The 14794-nt window shown below is 75.0% G+C and carries 16 protein-coding genes and 1 pseudogene; 8 read left to right on the top strand and 9 right to left on the bottom strand.

Annotated features, from left to right (window positions below):
• Positions 1-43: 43 nt before the first annotated feature.
• The gene (locus tag OG689_RS05820; protein ID WP_266318333.1) at positions 44-502 is read right to left on the bottom strand and encodes a hypothetical protein; all 459 of its coding nucleotides are present in this window, start codon (positions 500-502) and stop codon (positions 44-46) included.
• Entirely contained in the window at positions 499-834 is a 336-nt protein-coding gene (locus OG689_RS05815; RefSeq protein ID WP_266318331.1) for an SAV_915 family protein, read from the bottom strand. Before OG689_RS05815 ends, OG689_RS05820 begins: the two co-directional genes overlap by 4 nt.
• A gap of 327 nt (positions 835-1161) precedes the next feature.
• Here OG689_RS05815 and OG689_RS05810 point away from each other — a divergent pair, with 327 nt between their 5' ends.
• Positions 1162-1701: a universal stress protein gene (locus OG689_RS05810; protein ID WP_266318330.1), complete on the top strand. Its 540-nt coding sequence runs from the start codon at positions 1162-1164 to the stop codon at positions 1699-1701.
• Positions 1702-1715: 14 nt separating this feature from the next.
• Complete coding sequence (locus OG689_RS05805) at positions 1716-2426, top strand: hypothetical protein (protein WP_266318328.1); 711 nt, start codon at positions 1716-1718, stop codon at positions 2424-2426.
• A gap of 180 nt (positions 2427-2606) precedes the next feature.
• Here OG689_RS05805 and OG689_RS05800 read toward each other — a convergent pair whose 3' ends face one another.
• Positions 2607-3398, bottom strand: a complete 792-nt coding sequence (locus OG689_RS05800; RefSeq protein ID WP_266318326.1) for a VOC family protein — start codon at positions 3396-3398, stop codon at positions 2607-2609.
• A 650-nt stretch (positions 3399-4048) separates the two neighbouring features.
• On the opposite strand from OG689_RS05800, the gene OG689_RS05795 reads away from it, so the two are divergent.
• On the top strand, positions 4049-6154 hold the full coding sequence (locus OG689_RS05795) for a SpoIIE family protein phosphatase (protein WP_266318325.1): 2106 nt from the start codon (positions 4049-4051) through the stop codon (positions 6152-6154).
• 251 nt (positions 6155-6405) lie between these two features.
• On the opposite strand, the gene OG689_RS05790 is transcribed toward OG689_RS05795, so the two are convergent.
• Genes OG689_RS05790 through OG689_RS05780 form a run of 3 tightly spaced genes read right to left on the bottom strand, consistent with a single transcriptional unit; the run spans position 6406 to position 7620 of the window.
• The gene (locus OG689_RS05790; protein WP_266318323.1) at positions 6406-6681 is read right to left on the bottom strand and encodes a hypothetical protein; all 276 of its coding nucleotides are present in this window, start codon (positions 6679-6681) and stop codon (positions 6406-6408) included.
• 41 nt (positions 6682-6722) lie between these two features.
• Positions 6723-7229: a hypothetical protein gene (locus tag OG689_RS05785; protein WP_266318322.1), complete on the bottom strand. Its 507-nt coding sequence runs from the start codon at positions 7227-7229 to the stop codon at positions 6723-6725.
• A 16-nt stretch (positions 7230-7245) separates the two neighbouring features.
• Entirely contained in the window at positions 7246-7620 is a 375-nt protein-coding gene (locus OG689_RS05780; RefSeq protein ID WP_266318321.1) for a DoxX family protein, read from the bottom strand.
• Between the two features lie 152 nt (positions 7621-7772).
• On the opposite strand from OG689_RS05780, the gene OG689_RS05775 reads away from it, so the two are divergent.
• Positions 7773-8264 carry a MarR family winged helix-turn-helix transcriptional regulator gene (locus tag OG689_RS05775; RefSeq protein ID WP_266318319.1) on the top strand — a complete coding sequence of 164 codons (492 nt, stop codon included), beginning with the start codon at positions 7773-7775 and terminating at the stop codon, positions 8262-8264.
• Between the two features lie 192 nt (positions 8265-8456).
• Here the strand turns inward: OG689_RS05775 and OG689_RS05770 are convergent, their stop codons facing one another.
• A complete protein-coding gene (locus OG689_RS05770; RefSeq protein WP_266318317.1) occupies positions 8457-9395 on the bottom strand; it encodes a hypothetical protein in 939 nt (312 codons plus the stop codon).
• Positions 9396-9736: 341 nt separating this feature from the next.
• Here OG689_RS05770 and OG689_RS44745 point away from each other — a divergent pair.
• Positions 9737-10150, top strand: a pseudogene (locus OG689_RS44745) (hypothetical protein); the annotation flags it as partial.
• A gap of 320 nt (positions 10151-10470) precedes the next feature.
• Here OG689_RS44745 and OG689_RS05760 read toward each other — a convergent pair.
• Entirely contained in the window at positions 10471-10896 is a 426-nt protein-coding gene (locus OG689_RS05760; RefSeq protein WP_323189252.1) for a BrxA/BrxB family bacilliredoxin, read from the bottom strand.
• A 409-nt stretch (positions 10897-11305) separates the two neighbouring features.
• Between OG689_RS05760 and OG689_RS05755 the strand changes: the two genes are divergently transcribed.
• A complete protein-coding gene (locus OG689_RS05755) occupies positions 11306-11461 on the top strand; it encodes a hypothetical protein (protein ID WP_266318316.1) in 156 nt (51 codons plus the stop codon).
• A gap of 378 nt (positions 11462-11839) precedes the next feature.
• The gene (locus tag OG689_RS05750) at positions 11840-12847 is read left to right on the top strand and encodes a hypothetical protein (protein ID WP_266318315.1); all 1008 of its coding nucleotides are present in this window, start codon (positions 11840-11842) and stop codon (positions 12845-12847) included.
• Between the two features lie 141 nt (positions 12848-12988).
• Here the strand turns inward: OG689_RS05750 and OG689_RS05745 are convergent, their stop codons facing one another.
• Positions 12989-14002, bottom strand: coding sequence for an NAD(P)/FAD-dependent oxidoreductase (locus OG689_RS05745; protein ID WP_266318313.1), 1014 nt, complete (start codon positions 14000-14002; stop codon positions 12989-12991).
• Between the two features lie 156 nt (positions 14003-14158).
• Here OG689_RS05745 and OG689_RS05740 point away from each other — a divergent pair, with 156 nt between their 5' ends.
• A complete protein-coding gene (locus OG689_RS05740) occupies positions 14159-14752 on the top strand; it encodes an XRE family transcriptional regulator (RefSeq protein ID WP_266318312.1) in 594 nt (197 codons plus the stop codon).
• Positions 14753-14794: the final 42 nt, after the last annotated feature.

Raw genomic sequence — 14794 nt, 5'->3', positions numbered from 1 at the left:
CCCGCCGGGACGGCTGCCGGGCCGGGGGCGGCAAGTGCGGTGGTCATGGGGTGCTGCTCCTCACGACGGCGGGAACGGGGGCGGCGGGAACGGGGACGGCGGGAACGGGGACGGCGGGCCCGTCCGCGGGAACGAGGGTGGCGGGGGTGCGGGTGAGGGTACGCAGGACGAGTTCCACCCGGACCTGGGCGGCGCCGGCGCGCAGCAGTTCGGCGGTGATGCCGCGCAACTCCTGCGGTCCGGTGCAGGCGAGCTGGAGTTCCAGGTCGGCGTCGCCGGCCAGTGACAGGCCGCTCTGTACGGCGGGGAGGCGGGCGGCGAGCCGGTCGAAGTCCAGCGGGACGGGGCCGGACCTGACCCGGGCCAGGGCCCGCAGTGGCCGTTCCTCGACAGGCGTCGCGGGGCCCGGCCGCGCGCCCGTGACCAGGTGCAGTGCCCGGGCCGGTGCGCCTGGCCGGCCGGGGTGGCCTTCGGCTGCGGACGGGTACGGCGGTGCCGTCACGACTGGTGCTGGAGCTGGGCGAGGGTGAGGGCCACGGGGGCGGCGGGCGGCGCGGTGACCGGCGGCGCCACCAACTGCGGCTCCAGCACGAGGGTGTGGACGCCCAGCGGGGCGGCCAGCTCGCGCAGGGCCGACTCGGTGAGGACGACCGACGCGTGTCCGGGGCCGAGCAGCGCGGCGAGCGCCCCGGCGGAGCCGAAACCGACGGCGCAGCGGACGCCGTCCCGCCGACGGAAGAAGCGCAGGACGACGACGGACCCGGCGGCGCGCACCGGGACGTGCCGGACGGTACGACCGGCAGGCTCCGAAGTGGCGGTGTCGGTGCGGACCATGGTGGTGCTCCTGGGTGGTGGAGTGGGTCAGCCGGGTCCTCGTCGACCCGTACGGGAACCAGGCCGACGCTAGCCGGGCCGGCTCCGCCGGGACGGCGCTCTGACGCTCCCTTGACTGCCTCCGGCCCGGTCCTGACGGGTCGTTGACACCGGCCTCACCCGGACGGCCGAGCGGCCGCACCCCGGCCTTCGCCCCGGGCCGGGCCGGGCGTCAGGGTGGCGTTCGGATCACCGCCCGCCGCGTCAGGGGCGCGTCAGGACCGGCCGGCCGACGGCGTCCGGCGGGGTTTGCTGGCGGTCCGCAGAAGCTCGGGAGAAGGGCCGGAGATGGACGGGAGCCAGCAGGGCGCCGGTGCGCCGCAGCGGGTCGTGGTCGGGGTCAGCGGGTTGCTGGGCAGCCTGGCGGCCCTGCACCGGGCGGTCGCCGAGGCCGGCCGCCGGGACACCGAGGTGCTGGCCGTGCTGGCCTGGGAGCCGCCCGGCGGCGAGTTCGGGTACCGCCGGGCGCCCTGCCCGCCGCTGCTTGCCGCCGGCCGGGACGCGGCCGCCGCCAGGCTCCGCGAGGCGCTCGACGCGGCCCTAGGTCCGGCCGGCCCCGGCGTGCCGATCGGCGCCCGGGTGATCCGGGGCGACGCCGGGCATGCCCTGGTGGGGACGGCCGACCGGCCGGGGGACCTGCTGGTGGTCGGTACCGGCACCGGCAGTTGGCTGCGGCGCGGCCTGCGCCCCTCGGTGACGGCGTACTGCGTCTGGCACGCCGCCTGTCCGGTGCTCGCCGTGCCGAGACCGGCCCTCCAGCGTGAGCTGGAGACCCTGCACCGCCGCAACTTCTGGCACCTGCCGACCGAACCGGCGCCGGTCCGTTGAGGAGTGACACCGTCATGCGGATGTATTGCGCCCGCCCGGGCGGCCACCCCTACCGACCGGTGGTCGACCGCCTGCCGATCGCGATGTCCGGGGCCGTGGCCCTGACGGCCGCCGCCGCGCTGGACTGCGCCCTGGCCGTGGTCGGCGAGTCGCACGCAGGCTGGTTCGCGTTCGCCGCCTTCGGGTGGCTCTGCGCCGCGCTGGGCCGCTGCTCCCGTCCGTCGGCCGCACCGCTGATCGGCGGCTCGGCCTGGCTGTTCCCCAACGGGTTCGCCGAGCACCGCCACGGGGAACCCGGCTGGTCCGGTACGGGTACCGAAGCCGCGCATCTCGGCGTCCTCACCGCCGCCGCCACCTGGACGAAGTCCTGCCCCGCGCCCTCGACTCCCTGTCCGACCCCGACGCCCCTGTACAGCCGCTCCACCTGGCGGACGCCCCGGCGGTGCTCGCCGACCCGCCGCTGCTGGAGCGGGTCCTCGCCAACGTCATCACCAACGCCCTGCGGTACAACGCCCCCGGCGCCCCGGTCCTGCCCTCTGGGCGAGGGGCTCAAGAAGGCGCTCAAGAAGGCGCTCAAGAAGGCGGTCAAGAAGGCGGTCAAGGGCGCTCAAGCCGTTGTCGACGGCGGCGCGTTCCGCTTCGGTGGGCGGAACCCTCACCAGCATGTTGCCGGAAGTCGGGCTTGGAATCGACGAGTTGGGCCTTCGTCGATTCCGTGCGGATGAAACCGCAGCGGGCGCGGGCCATGCGATGCCGGCTGTTCGAAGAACACGTAGGCGCACGGCCCGTGACCGAGATCGTAGTACCGCCCTCGGTTTCCGGCGGCCGCGGCCCTGGAGGTGGGGCCCGGGGAAGGTTCGCCGGCCCGGACGAGGCATCCGGGCCGGCGAACCTTCCTCGTCACGTCACATCTGAGGGTCCGGCTTGAGCAGCGCGAACACCGCGCCGAAGGGGTCCGCGAGCCAGGAGATCCGGCCGACGTCCGGCACGTCGGCGGCCGGCATCAGTACGGAGCCGCCGTTCGCCCGGGCGGCGTCGACGGTGGCGTCGACGTCCGGTGCGTGGAAGTACGGCACCCAGCGGGGCTGTTCGACCCCGCCGCCCGCACCGTCGCCGAGCGGAGCGACCCCGCCGAAGGAGGCCGCCCGCTGGTCGCCGTCCCGGACGCTGAGTACCCGGTACGTCATGCCGGGCACCTGCATCTCCTCGCTGCGCCAGCCGAAGAGGCCCTGGTAGAAGGTGATGTCGGCGAGCGGGTCGGGCACGTGCAGTTCGGCCCAGAGCATGGTGCTCGGGGCCGAGGTCAGCCCGAGCCCGGGGGTCCTGCCGGGCTGCCAGAGCGCGAACTCGGCGCCCTGCGGGTCGGTGGCCTGTGCCAGCCAGCCCTCGCCCATCACATCCATGGGCTCCATCCGGACGGTCCCGCCGCCGGCCCTGACGGCCGAGACGGTGGCCTGGGCGTCCTCGGTCTTGAAGTGCACCATCCAGGCGGACTTCGCCCCTTCCTCGGTGAGCGGTCCGAGTGCGGCGACGGTCTTCCCGTCGACCTGGAAGAAGCCGTACCCGCCCGCTTCCGGGCCGGCCGAGGCGAACTCCCAGCCGAAGACCGCACGGTAGAACGCGGTGGCGGCGTCGGTGTCGGGGCTGCCGAGATCGAGCCAGTTGGGCGATCCGGTACTGAAGTCGGTGCCGAGCATGGAGGGTCCTCCGGGAGGGGTGGCGATCGGGTCAGAGTCACGATGCCAACCGCGGCCGGAGCTGTCCGCGTCCGAGGAGCGGGCGGACACCGGGTTCACCCGGACGAACCAGCGCCGCGCCGAGCCCGTCCGGCGGACCGGCCCGGCGCACGGGCGCACCCTCGGCCCGGGCCCGACCGGTGGCCCGGCGGTGGGCTCGACCACCCCTGTCGCGTCGTGATCGTCGCCACCGGGGGAACCCGCCGGGCCGGGCATTCCGGGCGCCGGCGCATCCGTGCCGGCGGGGGCAGAGCGGCAGCGGACGTCCGCCCCCGCCAACGCCCGGGCACGCTCCGCAGGACGAGCCGGAGGCGCGCCGGCGCAGGCCGCCGGCGGGCTCGCCGGGCGCGGGTCCGCGCCGAGGGGGACCATGAGAGGGCGGATGCCGGGCGCCGGGCTGCCCGCCACCGGCTCGGACCGCGCATCCCCCCGACGGCGGCCGGGCCGGCGTGCCCCGCACGGCGAGGCCGGCGGCGTCCCCGGTCGGCGGGCCGGTCGGGCAAGGCGGGTGTGCAGCGGTCAGGAGGTGGCGGACCGGACGGTGAGCGGCGGGCTGGACCACCACATCACCCGCAGGCCGGTGCGGGACTGCGGGAAAAGGCGGGTGAGGGATGACTGCGGACGATGCGTCCGGGAGCGGCCCCCGCCCGGCCAGGGTCTCCCCGTCCCCTCCCGGTGGCCTGTTGGACGTGCTGGGCGTCGCCGCGGTGGTGCTGGACGCGCAGGGGCGGATCGCGTTGTGGAGCCCGCAGGCCGAGGAACTGTTCGGCTGGAGCGCCGAGGAGGCGCTCGGCCGATTCGCCGCGCGGCTGATGGTCGCCGAGGAGAACGTCGACCTGGTCATCGAGTTGTTCGCCCGGGTGCTGAGCGGCGGCGACAGCTGGGCCGGGGTCTTCCCGATCCGGCACAAGGACGGCGGCAGCAGGGCGGTGGAGTTCCGCAACATGCGCCTGCTGGACGAGCACGGCGACCGCTTCGCGCTGGGGATCGCCGCCGACCAGGCCGTCCTGGGCAACGTCGAACGGAACCTCGCGCTGTCGACCCGGCTGGTCTCGCAGTCCCCGATCGGGTTCGCCGTGGTCGACACCGACCTGCGGTACGTGCTGGTCAACCCGGCTCTGGAGCGGATCAACGGCCTGCCCGCCGCGCAGGTGATCGGGCTGGGCGTGCGCGACGCCCTGCCCTTCCTGGACGCCGAGGCCATCGAGTCCGCGATGCGCCGGGTGTTGGTCACCGGCGAGCCGATGCTGAACGTGAACACCGTCGGCCGGACCCCGGCCGACCCCGGGACGGACCACGCCTGGTCGGGCTCGTTCTACCGGCTGGAGGACGGCGCCGGACGGGTGATCGGCGTGGCGGTCACGGTCGTGGACGTCACCGACCGGTTCCGGGCGGCCGACGAGGCAGCCCGGGCGCGGCGCAGGCTCGCCGTGATCGCGGACGCCTCCGTCCGGATCGGCACCACCCTCGGCCTGGAGCGGACCGCGCGCGAGCTCGCGGACCTGGTGGTGCCCGAGCTGGCCGACATCGCCGCGGTGGACGTCCTGGACGCGGCCCTGGGCGGCCGGCCCAGCACGGAGGCTCCGACCGGACCGGCGACCTTCCGCGCGCTGGCCGTCACGGCGGACCGGCCCAGCGAGGCGCTCCGCGCCGCCGACCCGGTCGGGGAGCCGGCCAGGTACGAGGCCGACCGCCTGGTCACCCGGTGCGTGACCACCGGCCGGCCGATCCTCGTCCCCCGGGTCGGGCCCCGGGACCTGAGCCGGATCGCCCGCGACCCGGACGCCGCCGCCCAGCTCGCCGACGCCAGCCTGCACTCCTACCTGGCGGTGCCGCTGATCGCCCGCGGCGAGGTGCTCGGCGCACTGGACCTCAAGCGCACCACCAACCCGCTGCCCTTCGACGAGGACGACCTCGCGCTGGCCGTCGAGCTCGCCGGCCGCGCCGCGGTGTCCATCGACAACGCCCGCTGGTACCAGAGCGAACGCGGCGCGGCCCTCGCCCTCCAGCGTCACCTGCTCCCGCAGGACCCGCCCCGCCTGACCGGGCTGGAGATCGCCTACCGCTACCAGCCGGCCCAGGCCACCCAGGAGGTGGGCGGCGACTGGTTCGACGCCATCCCCGGGGAGGGGGACACGTCCGTCCTGGTGATCGGGGACGTGATGGGCAGCGGGATCAACGCCGCGGCCGCCATGGGGCAGCTGAGGACGGCCGCCCGGACCCTCGCCGACCTCGATCTGGACCCGAGCCAGGTGATCCGGCACCTGGACCGCATCACCGCCGGTCTGGGCGAAGCCATGGCCACCTGCGTCTACGCGGTGCACGACCTGCGCCGCGCCCGGTGCCGTCTGTGCAACGCCGGCCACCTGCCGCCCGTCCTGGTGCCCCGCCACGGCCGTCCCCGCCTGATCGACCTGCCCACGGGGGCGCCGCTCGGCGTCGGCGGCGTCGAGTTCGAGGCCAGGGACGTCGACCTCGACGCCGGTGACCTGCTCGTCCTGTACACCGACGGTCTGGTCGAAACCCGGGACCAGTCCATCGACGCCCGGCTCGACCTGCTGCTGAGCCTGCTCGACGGCCCGCGGCGCTCCCTGGACGACACCTGTGACCACCTCCTCGGCGCCCTCCGGCACCCGGACGACCACGACGACGTCGCCCTCCTGATGGCCCGCGTGCGGTCCGACCCGGGTGACGCGCCGGGGCCCCTGCCGCCCTGATCGTCCGCCGGCCTGATCATCCGTCGAGCGGGCGGGCCGGTGCTCCGGTTCGGGCCGCGGGGCCGTGACGATCGGTGGTGTGCGGGCCGGGGCGGGTGTCTCGCGACGTCGGCATGAGTGGCCCGCCGCTTCCGCGGGTGAGCGGTGAGCGGTACTGGGTGCTCGGTGCTCGGTTCTCGGTGCGCGAACAGCGGCGACCCCGGCACCGCTCGGGTGCCGGGGCCGCCGCGTCGGCGTGGTCGCCGGAAAGGTCAGGCCTCGTCGTCCTCGAACGAGCCCGCGTCGCCGCCTACTGCCAGAGCGATACCGCCGGTGGCGGCCGCGTTGCCGCCTACCGCGAGCGCCCAGCCGTCCTCGGCGGAGGCGTCGCCGCCGACCGCCAGGGCGCCGGCCGGCCACTCGGCCTCGTCGGCCTGGACAGCGTTGCGCGGGGGGTTGTGGTGCGCCGAGGCGGCGGTGGCGGTGCCGAACAGGGCGAGGCCGGCGACCGCGGCGACGGCGGCGGCCTTGGCGAGGGTGGAACGCATGGAAATCCTCCAGGAGCGGGGAATGGGACGGCACTCATGCTTCAGCACCCATCCCTTTCCGCGTACGAACCGCTCCGTGGCCTCACCCGTTCGGACCGCCCGTCCGCGCGAACGGCCCAGCCCGCGCGGCAGGAGGGGCCCCGGTCGACCTGCCGCCACAGTCGCGCGTCGTCCAGCGACAGGTTGAGGAAGCCCGGACCCGACAGGGTGGACGCCACCGCGGCGCCGTCCAACTCCCGCTGGAGCGCGAGTGCCAGGTCCCGGGGAGGGAGCCCGGCGGCCTTCGCCACGGAGACCGCGACGTTCGACTGGAAGTCGGCGTGCTCGGAGGGCCGGACCAGAGGTCCCGCCCGGACAGCTCGGGCGGCAGGACGCGGGCCATGGCTCCCGATACCGCGTCCTCCGCCAGGCTCTTCGCTGCACGTACCTCGGTCGCGGGGCTCCCTCTCCGGCGCGGACGCACAGTCCGCGGTGAACGTGTCCGGATGGTACGTGCGCCGACGGGTCGCGGGCACGGCGACATCGGTCCCTCCACCGTCGGGGAGCATCGTCGGAGCGGGTGGGTCAGAAGGCGTGCGAGCCGAAGCGGCCCCAGGCGACGACGGCGGTCAGGACCAGCAGGACCAGGCTCGCCGGGACGGCTTTGGCCTCACCCCGGCGCAGGTGCACGGCGGCCGCGCCGACCATGGTGACGGCAAGTCCGGTGGCCGCCCAGGGGACCAGCGCCGGGGCGATGTCCAGCGCGGCCGGGAGGATCAGGCCGACGGCGCCGAGGGCCTCGACGGCGCCGATCGCCTTGACCTGGCCGGCGGAGAAGTCCATGGCCCAGGTCATACCCGAGGCGGCCAGCTTCTCGCGGGGCTGCGTGGCCTTCATCAGGCCGGCGGCCAGGAAGGCCGCCGCGAGCAGCCCGGAAATGATCCACAAGGCGATGTTCATCAGATGGTTCTCCGCTCAAGGACTTGAATCTTCAACCGGAAGCTACGGGCGATTGAGTTGAAGTGTCAAGTAAAATGGAGGTTCTCCACCTTGAATCCTCAAGTGATGGAAGGTCAGCTGCGGGTCGGAACGGTCACGCTAAAGTGGTGGGTATGAGTACCGAAGAGCCCAGCTGGCTGGACATCGAGGAGCAGGAGACCTGGCTGGCCATGGCCGGCATGCTCGTACGGTTCCCCGCCGCCCTCGACGCCCAGCTGCAGCGCGACGCCGGTATCTCCCACTTCGAGTACCAGGTCCTCGCCGGACTCTCGATGACCTCGGAGCGCACCCTGCGGATGAGCGACCTGGCGGAGTTCGCCGCCTGCTCCCTCTCCCGGCTGTCCCACACCGCCAAGCGGTTGGAGGCCAAGGGATGGCTCACCCGCACCCCCGACCCGTCCGACGGTCGCTACACCCTCGCCGTGCTGACCGACGCCGGGTGGGACAAGGTGACCGCCACCGCTCCCGGGCACGTCGCCGAAGTCCGCCGCCTGCTCATCGACCCCCTGACGAAGGCCCAGTACAAGCAACTGCGGGAGATCGGCCGCCGGGTCAACGACGCCATCGGGCCGACCGGCGTCTGCCCGTCGGCCCGGACGGCCTGACGGTACCGTCGGCGCTGCCCGGTCGGCCTCCCTGGCGGCCGCTCCGACCGTCGGCGTCGCCGCCGGGTCCACGGGCGATCCGGCAGCGACGGCAGGGTGCCCCCGCTCCGCCGGTTCGCCGACCGACGGGACCGGACCTGCGTGCTCGTCCTGGCCCGGGCCGCCCGCCTGGGCGGTGCGGGGCAGGGACGGCTACCGTCCGCCCCGGCTCGTGATCTTCGTCCGGACCGCCTCCAGCTGCCGGGTCAGCTCCTCGGCGCGGCCCGCGGCCTCCCGCGCGAAGGTCGCGGCCTTGGCCGCCTCCGCCCGCCGGGCCCGGGCGGCCCCGGAGGTCGTGTCGAACGCGGCCTGGGCCTGCTCCAGGGCGGCACGGGACCGCTGCACCGCTTCGTCGCTGTCCTCCGCGGCGTACTGGGCCCGATCGGCCTCGCCCTGGGCGGCGGCAGCGCGCTTCTCCGACTGCTTCGCTTCCTTCCTGGCCTGCTTCAGCCGGCCGGCGAGCTCGGCCGCCTCGGCTTCGAGCCGGTCGGCTTCGTGTTGGTCCCCTTCGGCGCCGGACGGGCACTCGTCGGTGACGGAGCCGCCGCGGGTGCGGCCGGCGCCGGGCCGGGGCGCGGTCGCGCGGCCCGCTGCGGGTACCGGGCCGGTGGCCGGGGGCAGGGTGATCTCGGCGCCTGGGCGCAGCGCGGCGCCGAGGCGTCCGGCGGCGAACTCGGCTGCGGCCGCCGGGTCGGTCAGCGCGGCCTGCAGGGTCTGCGCCAACTCCTCCGCCGGTCCGTCGCCGACCTGCTGGCCGGCCTTGCGAGCTTCGTCGCGGGCCTGGGCGACGAGGGCGAGGACGACCTGGTGGCGCTGGGCGAGGAGGTCGCGGAGTTCGGCGCCGGCGAGGTGGTCCTGGGCGGCGCGCAGGGCCTGGCCGAGGTCCAGCAGCGCCGCGGTCTCGGCGGGGTGGGTACGGGTGAGGAGGTTGGCGAGCCAGGCCGCGGTGGTGGGCCTGCGCAGTGCGCGGATCCGCTTGGCGAGGGGGCGGTCGCCGTCCCGGCGTGCGCGGTCGGCAGCCTGGTCGCGAGCCTCGGTGAACTCCGCCGGGGTCAGCCCGTACAGTTCGTCGGCCACCTGGTCGAGGTCCATGCTCCGATTCCTTCCTGCGTACGTCCGGCCGGCGGCCCGGTGCGCGAGGCGCGTACCGGGTGCCAGGGCCGGTTCTTCCTAACGCTCCCGGGCCGGTCCGGGGAAGCGGGGCGGGCGCCCGTTCACCCGGGCGGGGAACAAGTCGTACCGGCGGCCGCTCCGGCCTTCCGGCGTTTCGGGCCGGGGCCCGGTCGGCGGAGCGGGCCCGGGTTCACGCCGGCGCGGCCGCGGCCGCGAACCCACCGACGGCCGCAAGGTTCGATCCGGGGCGCTGATGGGGCCGGGCCGGCTCTGTCGCCATCACCTTCCGGCCCGACGCCCACATTCTTCGGGGAGGCGGAGTGTTCCTTCGACGGGTTGGCGGATCGGTTCAGGGAACTGGCCTTCCTGAACCGGGGCTTGGACATCTCGCTGGCCACCGCCGATCGGACGAGCCCTGGTCGGTGCGCCTGCGATTCCCCGGCGGGGCACGGGACTTCGTCGTCCACCTCGACGAGCGGGCCGCGGCAGCCGTGCAGGGGGCGGTCATCGGCTTCGAGCGGGAGGACCCGCGGATGGCGGGGACGCTGGAGGTGGCCCTGCGGTGGCGCGGCAGCGGCAGGGAGCGGGTCCGCAGCTTCGCCGACAGCCGATCCACCCGAGGGGGCGGCTCGCACCAGACGGGATTCCGCGAGGGGCTGGCGGCCGCGGTGAACGCGTACGCGCGCGGGCAGCGGCTGCTGACGGAGGCGGACCCCGACCTCGACCCCGGCCTCGACGCCGACCGGATCGGCGAGGGCCTGACGGGGGTCGTGTCGGTCAAGCTGGACGACCCCGGTACGAGGGCTCCTCCCGCCCGGCAGATCCGGGCCGGAGGCGAAACCGGTCGGCCGGCCTCGGGTGTGCCCGGTCGGTCGCCCCCCCGGTGCCGGTCGGCATCGAGGGGCCGACGGGTGCCGGCCGCCCTGTCCGGGGGCGTCCGACTTCCTGCCCTGCCGGGGTGCTCGTCTCGACGGATCCGCCGGATTGGGCCCCGGCACGTGCGGTGCGGACCGCTCGGCCACTCCGAGGAGTGGCCGGGCGGGCGCAGGCTCCGTCAGTCGGCGAACTCCTCGAACGCGGCGGTGAGGTCGGCCGCGACCGACCGGGCGTCCCGGCCCTCGATGCGGTGGCGCGGGATGAACGCGACGAGCTCGCCGTCCTTGAAGAGGGCGAAGGAGGGGTGGGACGGCGGGATGTCGGCGAAGTAGGACCGCATCCGGGCGGTGGCCTCGATGTCCTGCTCGTCGAAGACCGACAGCAGCTGGTCGGGCCGCTTCGCGGCCTCCTCCAAGGCGATCCGTACCCCGGGCCGGGCCATGCCGGCGGCTGCGCCGGTGACGGAGTTCACCGCGATGAGGGTCAGGCCCTTCTTCGCCTTCTCCATGGCGGCGTCCACGGCGGCGGGGTCGAGCAGCTCGGTGAACCCGGCCTCGGTCAGTTCGTCGCGCATCGGCTTGACCAGCATCGGTGAGTACGGCACGCCAGGACTCCTCACTCCAGGAAACAATTCGACTACCCAATGTAAGGACTCGGAGTGGGTGGAGACGGTAACCCGCCCCGACACGCCCGGGGCCGGAGGCGGGCGTGTCGCCGGTGCGAGCCCCAGCAGAACCGTCGTGGGAACCGCCGGCCGGCCGGGGCCCCAGGCCTGCGGACGTGGGGTGTCGGCGGACGCTCCGCACCGTGGGTGGAGGACTCCGGAGAGGCTTGCGCGGCGTGGCCGCTCGCGACCGGGGAGGGATGCTCGCACACTGACCTCGCGGCCCCGGCGCGAGGAACCGGTCCGTCCTCGCGTGCGGCGAACGGCTGCCGACGACCCTGTCGGCGCGGACCGCCCTCGTAGGACGACGGGACCGCGGACGGCCCACCGAAGCGAAGGAGAACCCGGCATGTCGGAGGAAGCAGCTGGTGTCGTCACATCCGGCGGGCACGCGCCCGCGCGGATCGGTGAGGACAGTCCCGTCCCGTCGGTCCCGGTGCCGCTGCTCGCCGGCGTCGAGGCCGAGGACGACACCGAGCCGCACATCTGGCGGGGCATCGACTGAGCTGCTGCCACCTGGTGGGACGAGCGAGGGACGGCGCCGGGTGCCGGCCGTGGTGACGGACTGCGCGAGGGCGCGGTCGGTCGTCGGGGCGGTCGGCACGGTCGCCTGCTCGTCGACGGGGGGACCTGCCGGATGCCGAGCGGCACTCGTCGCAGGGACCTGGGCCGGGTCGCGGACGTGAACGGGTGGGGCCGTAGGGCCTGCCCGGTAGGGTCTCCGGACCCTCGACGCTCCCCTGCGCCGCGGCTCATGCTGGAGGGAGAAAACCCAGGTCGACGCCGGGTCCGTGCTGGCCCACCGACACCTCGGGTGCCGCCCCAGGCCGCGGTCGGCCCGCCCTCGCCGTGTCGACGGGCCTCCGGGCAAGGAGGATCCACGATGACCCCGTCGGCGCTCACCTCGGACGACTTCCACCTGCTGGCCGCCGCCGCCGGCGCGGCGCCGTCCCTGCACAACAGTCAGCCGTGGCTGTTCCGGCCGACCCCGGACCTGCGCGGTCTGGCCGTGCGGCTCGACCTGACCAGGGCCGTACCGACGACCGACCCGGACGGTCGGGCGCTGCACGTGTCGGTCGGAGCGGCGATCCTCAACCTCCGGGTCGCCGCCGGACGCATCGGCAGGCAGGCGACGGTTCGGCTGCTGCCGGACCCGGACGATCCGAACCTGGCCGCGGAGATCGACCTCTCCAGGCCCGCCTGGGGCCCGCCGGCGTTCGGCCGGGACCTCTACCCGGCGGTCACGCTGCGGCACTCCGGTCGCCGGCCGTTCACCGATCGCCCCGTGCCCCAGGTCGTCGTCGGCGAGCTGAAGGCGGCGGCCGAGGCGGAAGGCGTGTCGTTGGCGATGCCGGAGGAGGCCGGCGTGCGCCGGATCCTGGAGCTGACGGCCGAGGCCGAGCGGCGCACGGCCGCCGACCTGGCCCGCCTGCGCGAGACCCGGAGCTGGCTGAGGGCCGAGGCCCCGGCCGCCGACGGGATCCCGCTGAGCGTCCTCGGCCCGCTGGACCACGACGCCCGGGTGCCCGTCCGCAGCTTCACCGGCAGCCCGCCCGGGCCCGCCGTCCACACCGAGCGGTTCGAGGAACTGCCGCAGGTCGCCACCCTCAGCACCCGCACCGACCGGCCCCCGGACTGGCTCCGGGCGGGGCAGGCGATGGAGAGGGTGTGGCTGCTGGCCACCGATCACGGGTTGTGCGCCTCGGTGCTCCACCAGGCCGTCGAGTGGCCCGACACCCGCTGGCGGCTGCGCGACGCCTCCGAAGGCCCGGGGCACGTCCAGCTGGTGCTGCGCCTCGGCTACGGGTCGCCGGGGACGGCCACGCCGCGCCGCCCGATCTCCGAGATCCTGACCACGCCCGACGGCCGACCGGCGGGCGACGAACGCTGATCCGCCGTCGGGGCGTCGCGGACATGTGCCGACCCGCGAGCGCGTCCAGGTCATGGCCCCTGGGTGGGCCTTGCCGGAACTCCGGGGCTACGGAGCGGCCTCCTCGGCCGGTCAGGAGTGGCCGGGGCAACCGTGGACGGGTCAGCTGTGGACGGTGTCGCGCCGGCTGGCGGCGAGGGCCGCGTCGGTGTCGGCGGTGACCAGTTCGGCGTTCAGGTGGGCACCGGCCAGGGCCCCGGCCGCCGCCGAGGCGCCGACCTGGGCGGCCGGATCGGTGGCGTTGCCGGCCACCCGTACGCCCGCGACCTCGGTGGCGCCGGCCGGGCCGGTGACGAAGTGCCGTCCCATCCCGTCCGGCAGGTCCCGCATCGGCAGCCCGAGGGTCTCCAGGCCCTCGTCGCGCGCCCGCATCGAGGTCGCGACGGCGAGGACCCGCCGGGGGACGAGCCGGCCGTCCGTCAGGCGTACGCCCGCGATCCCGCCGTCCTCGGTGGCCACCACGTGGTCGACGGTGGTGTCGACGATCCGGATGCCGCGGGCGGCGAAGCGGGCCCGGGTGTCCTCGTCGAGCGCGGTGCCCCGGGTGAAGTAGACCAGGTCCTCGGTCAACTGGCGGAACAGCAGGGCGTGGTGGACCGAGGCCGGGCCCACGGCGAGTACGCCGAGCGGCTCGTCGCGGACCTCCCAGCCGTGGCAGTAGGGGCAGTGCACCACGCTGTGGCCCCAGTGCCCGGCCAACCCGGGGACGTCCGGCAGCACGTCCCGCAGGCCGGTGGCGATCAGCAGGCGGCGTGCGTGCAGGACGCCGCCGTCGGCCAGGGTGACGGTGAAGCGCGGATCACCGTCGGCGGAGGGTTCGGACGCGGCGGCCCGGACCACCTCGCCGGTCCGTACCGTGCCGCCGTAACGGCGGACTTCAGCGCGGCCCCGGGCCAGCAGTTCGGCGGGGGGAGTGCCGTCCAGGGCGAGCAGTCCGTGCACACCGGCGGCGGGCGCGTTGCGCGGGCTGCCGCTGTCGATCACCACCACCGAGCGGCGGGACCGGGCGAGCATCAGCGCCCCGTTCAGCCCGGCGGCCCCGCCGCCGATCACCACGGCGTCCACGGTCCCGCCCGGCAGTCGGTCGGCCGTACGTGCGGCATTCGTCCCGGTCATGTCGTCGTCCCCTTGTCGCTCTGGAGCCGTAGCTCTGTAGCTCTGTAGCTTTGTCGGTCTGTCGCTTGTCGTCGCTGTGCCGTCGCGGCCCGTGGTGCGGGGCCGGACACGATCGACGTTAAGCGCTCCTTGCCGGGCAGGCATACGATGTTGCCTATGACGCAAGAGAGTGGCGAGCTGGACAGCCTGGTACGCAAGAGGATCCGCGCCCTGCGGGTGGCCCAGGGCTGGTCCCTGGAGGAATTGGCCACCCGTGCCAAGGTCAGCCAGTCCACGCTGAGCCGGATCGAGAACGGCCAGCGCCGCCTGGCACTGGATCAACTCGTCACCCTCGCGCGCGCCCTGGACACCTCGCTCGACCAGCTCGTCGAGACCGCCACCGACGACGTCGTCTCCAACCCGATGATCGACGCGGCCCACGGCCAGATGCGCTGGCCCCTGAAGGCGGATCCCGGCATGACCGTCATCCGCCAGCGGATGACCGACCCGCCGCCCGACAACCCCGCCCGGATGCGCGCCCACCCGGGCCGCGAATGGCTGGTCGTCCTCTCCGGCACCGCGATCCTGCTCCTGGGCAACCGGCGCCTGCGGATCGAGACCAACCAGGCGGCGGAGTTCCCCACGATGCTCCCGCACGCCATCGGCGCCGAGGGCGGACCCTGCGAGATCCTGGGCATCTTCGACCGCGACGCCCGCCGCGGCCACCAGCGCGGCGAGGACGCCGAGAAGGTGACCCGGCCGGCGCCCTGACCGTCCGCGTTGCGTCTCCCGCAGCCCGGTCGGCCATCTTCT

The sequence above is a fragment of the Kitasatospora sp. NBC_00240 genome (genome assembly GCF_026342405.1).
Lineage (GTDB): Bacteria > Actinomycetota > Actinomycetes > Streptomycetales > Streptomycetaceae > Kitasatospora.
The sequence above is the reverse complement of the archived record's forward strand: the minus strand, read 5'-3'. Positions and strand labels throughout refer to the sequence as shown.

Excerpts from the sequence above, each read along its gene's own strand:
- OG689_RS05750 (WP_266318315.1), top strand. The coding sequence starts at position 11,840 with ATGACCCCGTCGGCGCTCACCTCGGACGACTTCCACCTGCTGGCCGCC.
- OG689_RS05770 (WP_266318317.1), bottom strand. The coding sequence starts at position 9,395 with ATGGACCTCGACCAGGTGGCCGACGAACTGTACGGGCTGACCCCGGCG.
- OG689_RS05745 (WP_266318313.1), bottom strand. The coding sequence starts at position 14,002 with ATGACCGGGACGAATGCCGCACGTACGGCCGACCGACTGCCGGGCGGG.
- OG689_RS05810 (WP_266318330.1), top strand. The coding sequence starts at position 1,162 with ATGGACGGGAGCCAGCAGGGCGCCGGTGCGCCGCAGCGGGTCGTGGTC.
- OG689_RS05805 (WP_266318328.1), top strand. The coding sequence starts at position 1,716 with ATGCGGATGTATTGCGCCCGCCCGGGCGGCCACCCCTACCGACCGGTG.
- OG689_RS05775 (WP_266318319.1), top strand. The coding sequence starts at position 7,773 with ATGAGTACCGAAGAGCCCAGCTGGCTGGACATCGAGGAGCAGGAGACC.
- OG689_RS05800 (WP_266318326.1), bottom strand. The coding sequence starts at position 3,398 with ATGCTCGGCACCGACTTCAGTACCGGATCGCCCAACTGGCTCGATCTC.
- OG689_RS05790 (WP_266318323.1), bottom strand. The coding sequence starts at position 6,681 with ATGCGTTCCACCCTCGCCAAGGCCGCCGCCGTCGCCGCGGTCGCCGGC.
- OG689_RS05815 (WP_266318331.1), bottom strand. The coding sequence starts at position 834 with ATGGTCCGCACCGACACCGCCACTTCGGAGCCTGCCGGTCGTACCGTC.
- OG689_RS05785 (WP_266318322.1), bottom strand. The coding sequence starts at position 7,229 with ATGCTCCCCGACGGTGGAGGGACCGATGTCGCCGTGCCCGCGACCCGT.
- OG689_RS05755 (WP_266318316.1), top strand. The coding sequence starts at position 11,306 with ATGTCGGAGGAAGCAGCTGGTGTCGTCACATCCGGCGGGCACGCGCCC.
- OG689_RS05795 (WP_266318325.1), top strand. The coding sequence starts at position 4,049 with ATGACTGCGGACGATGCGTCCGGGAGCGGCCCCCGCCCGGCCAGGGTC.
- OG689_RS05740 (WP_266318312.1), top strand. The coding sequence starts at position 14,159 with ATGACGCAAGAGAGTGGCGAGCTGGACAGCCTGGTACGCAAGAGGATC.
- OG689_RS05780 (WP_266318321.1), bottom strand. The coding sequence starts at position 7,620 with ATGAACATCGCCTTGTGGATCATTTCCGGGCTGCTCGCGGCGGCCTTC.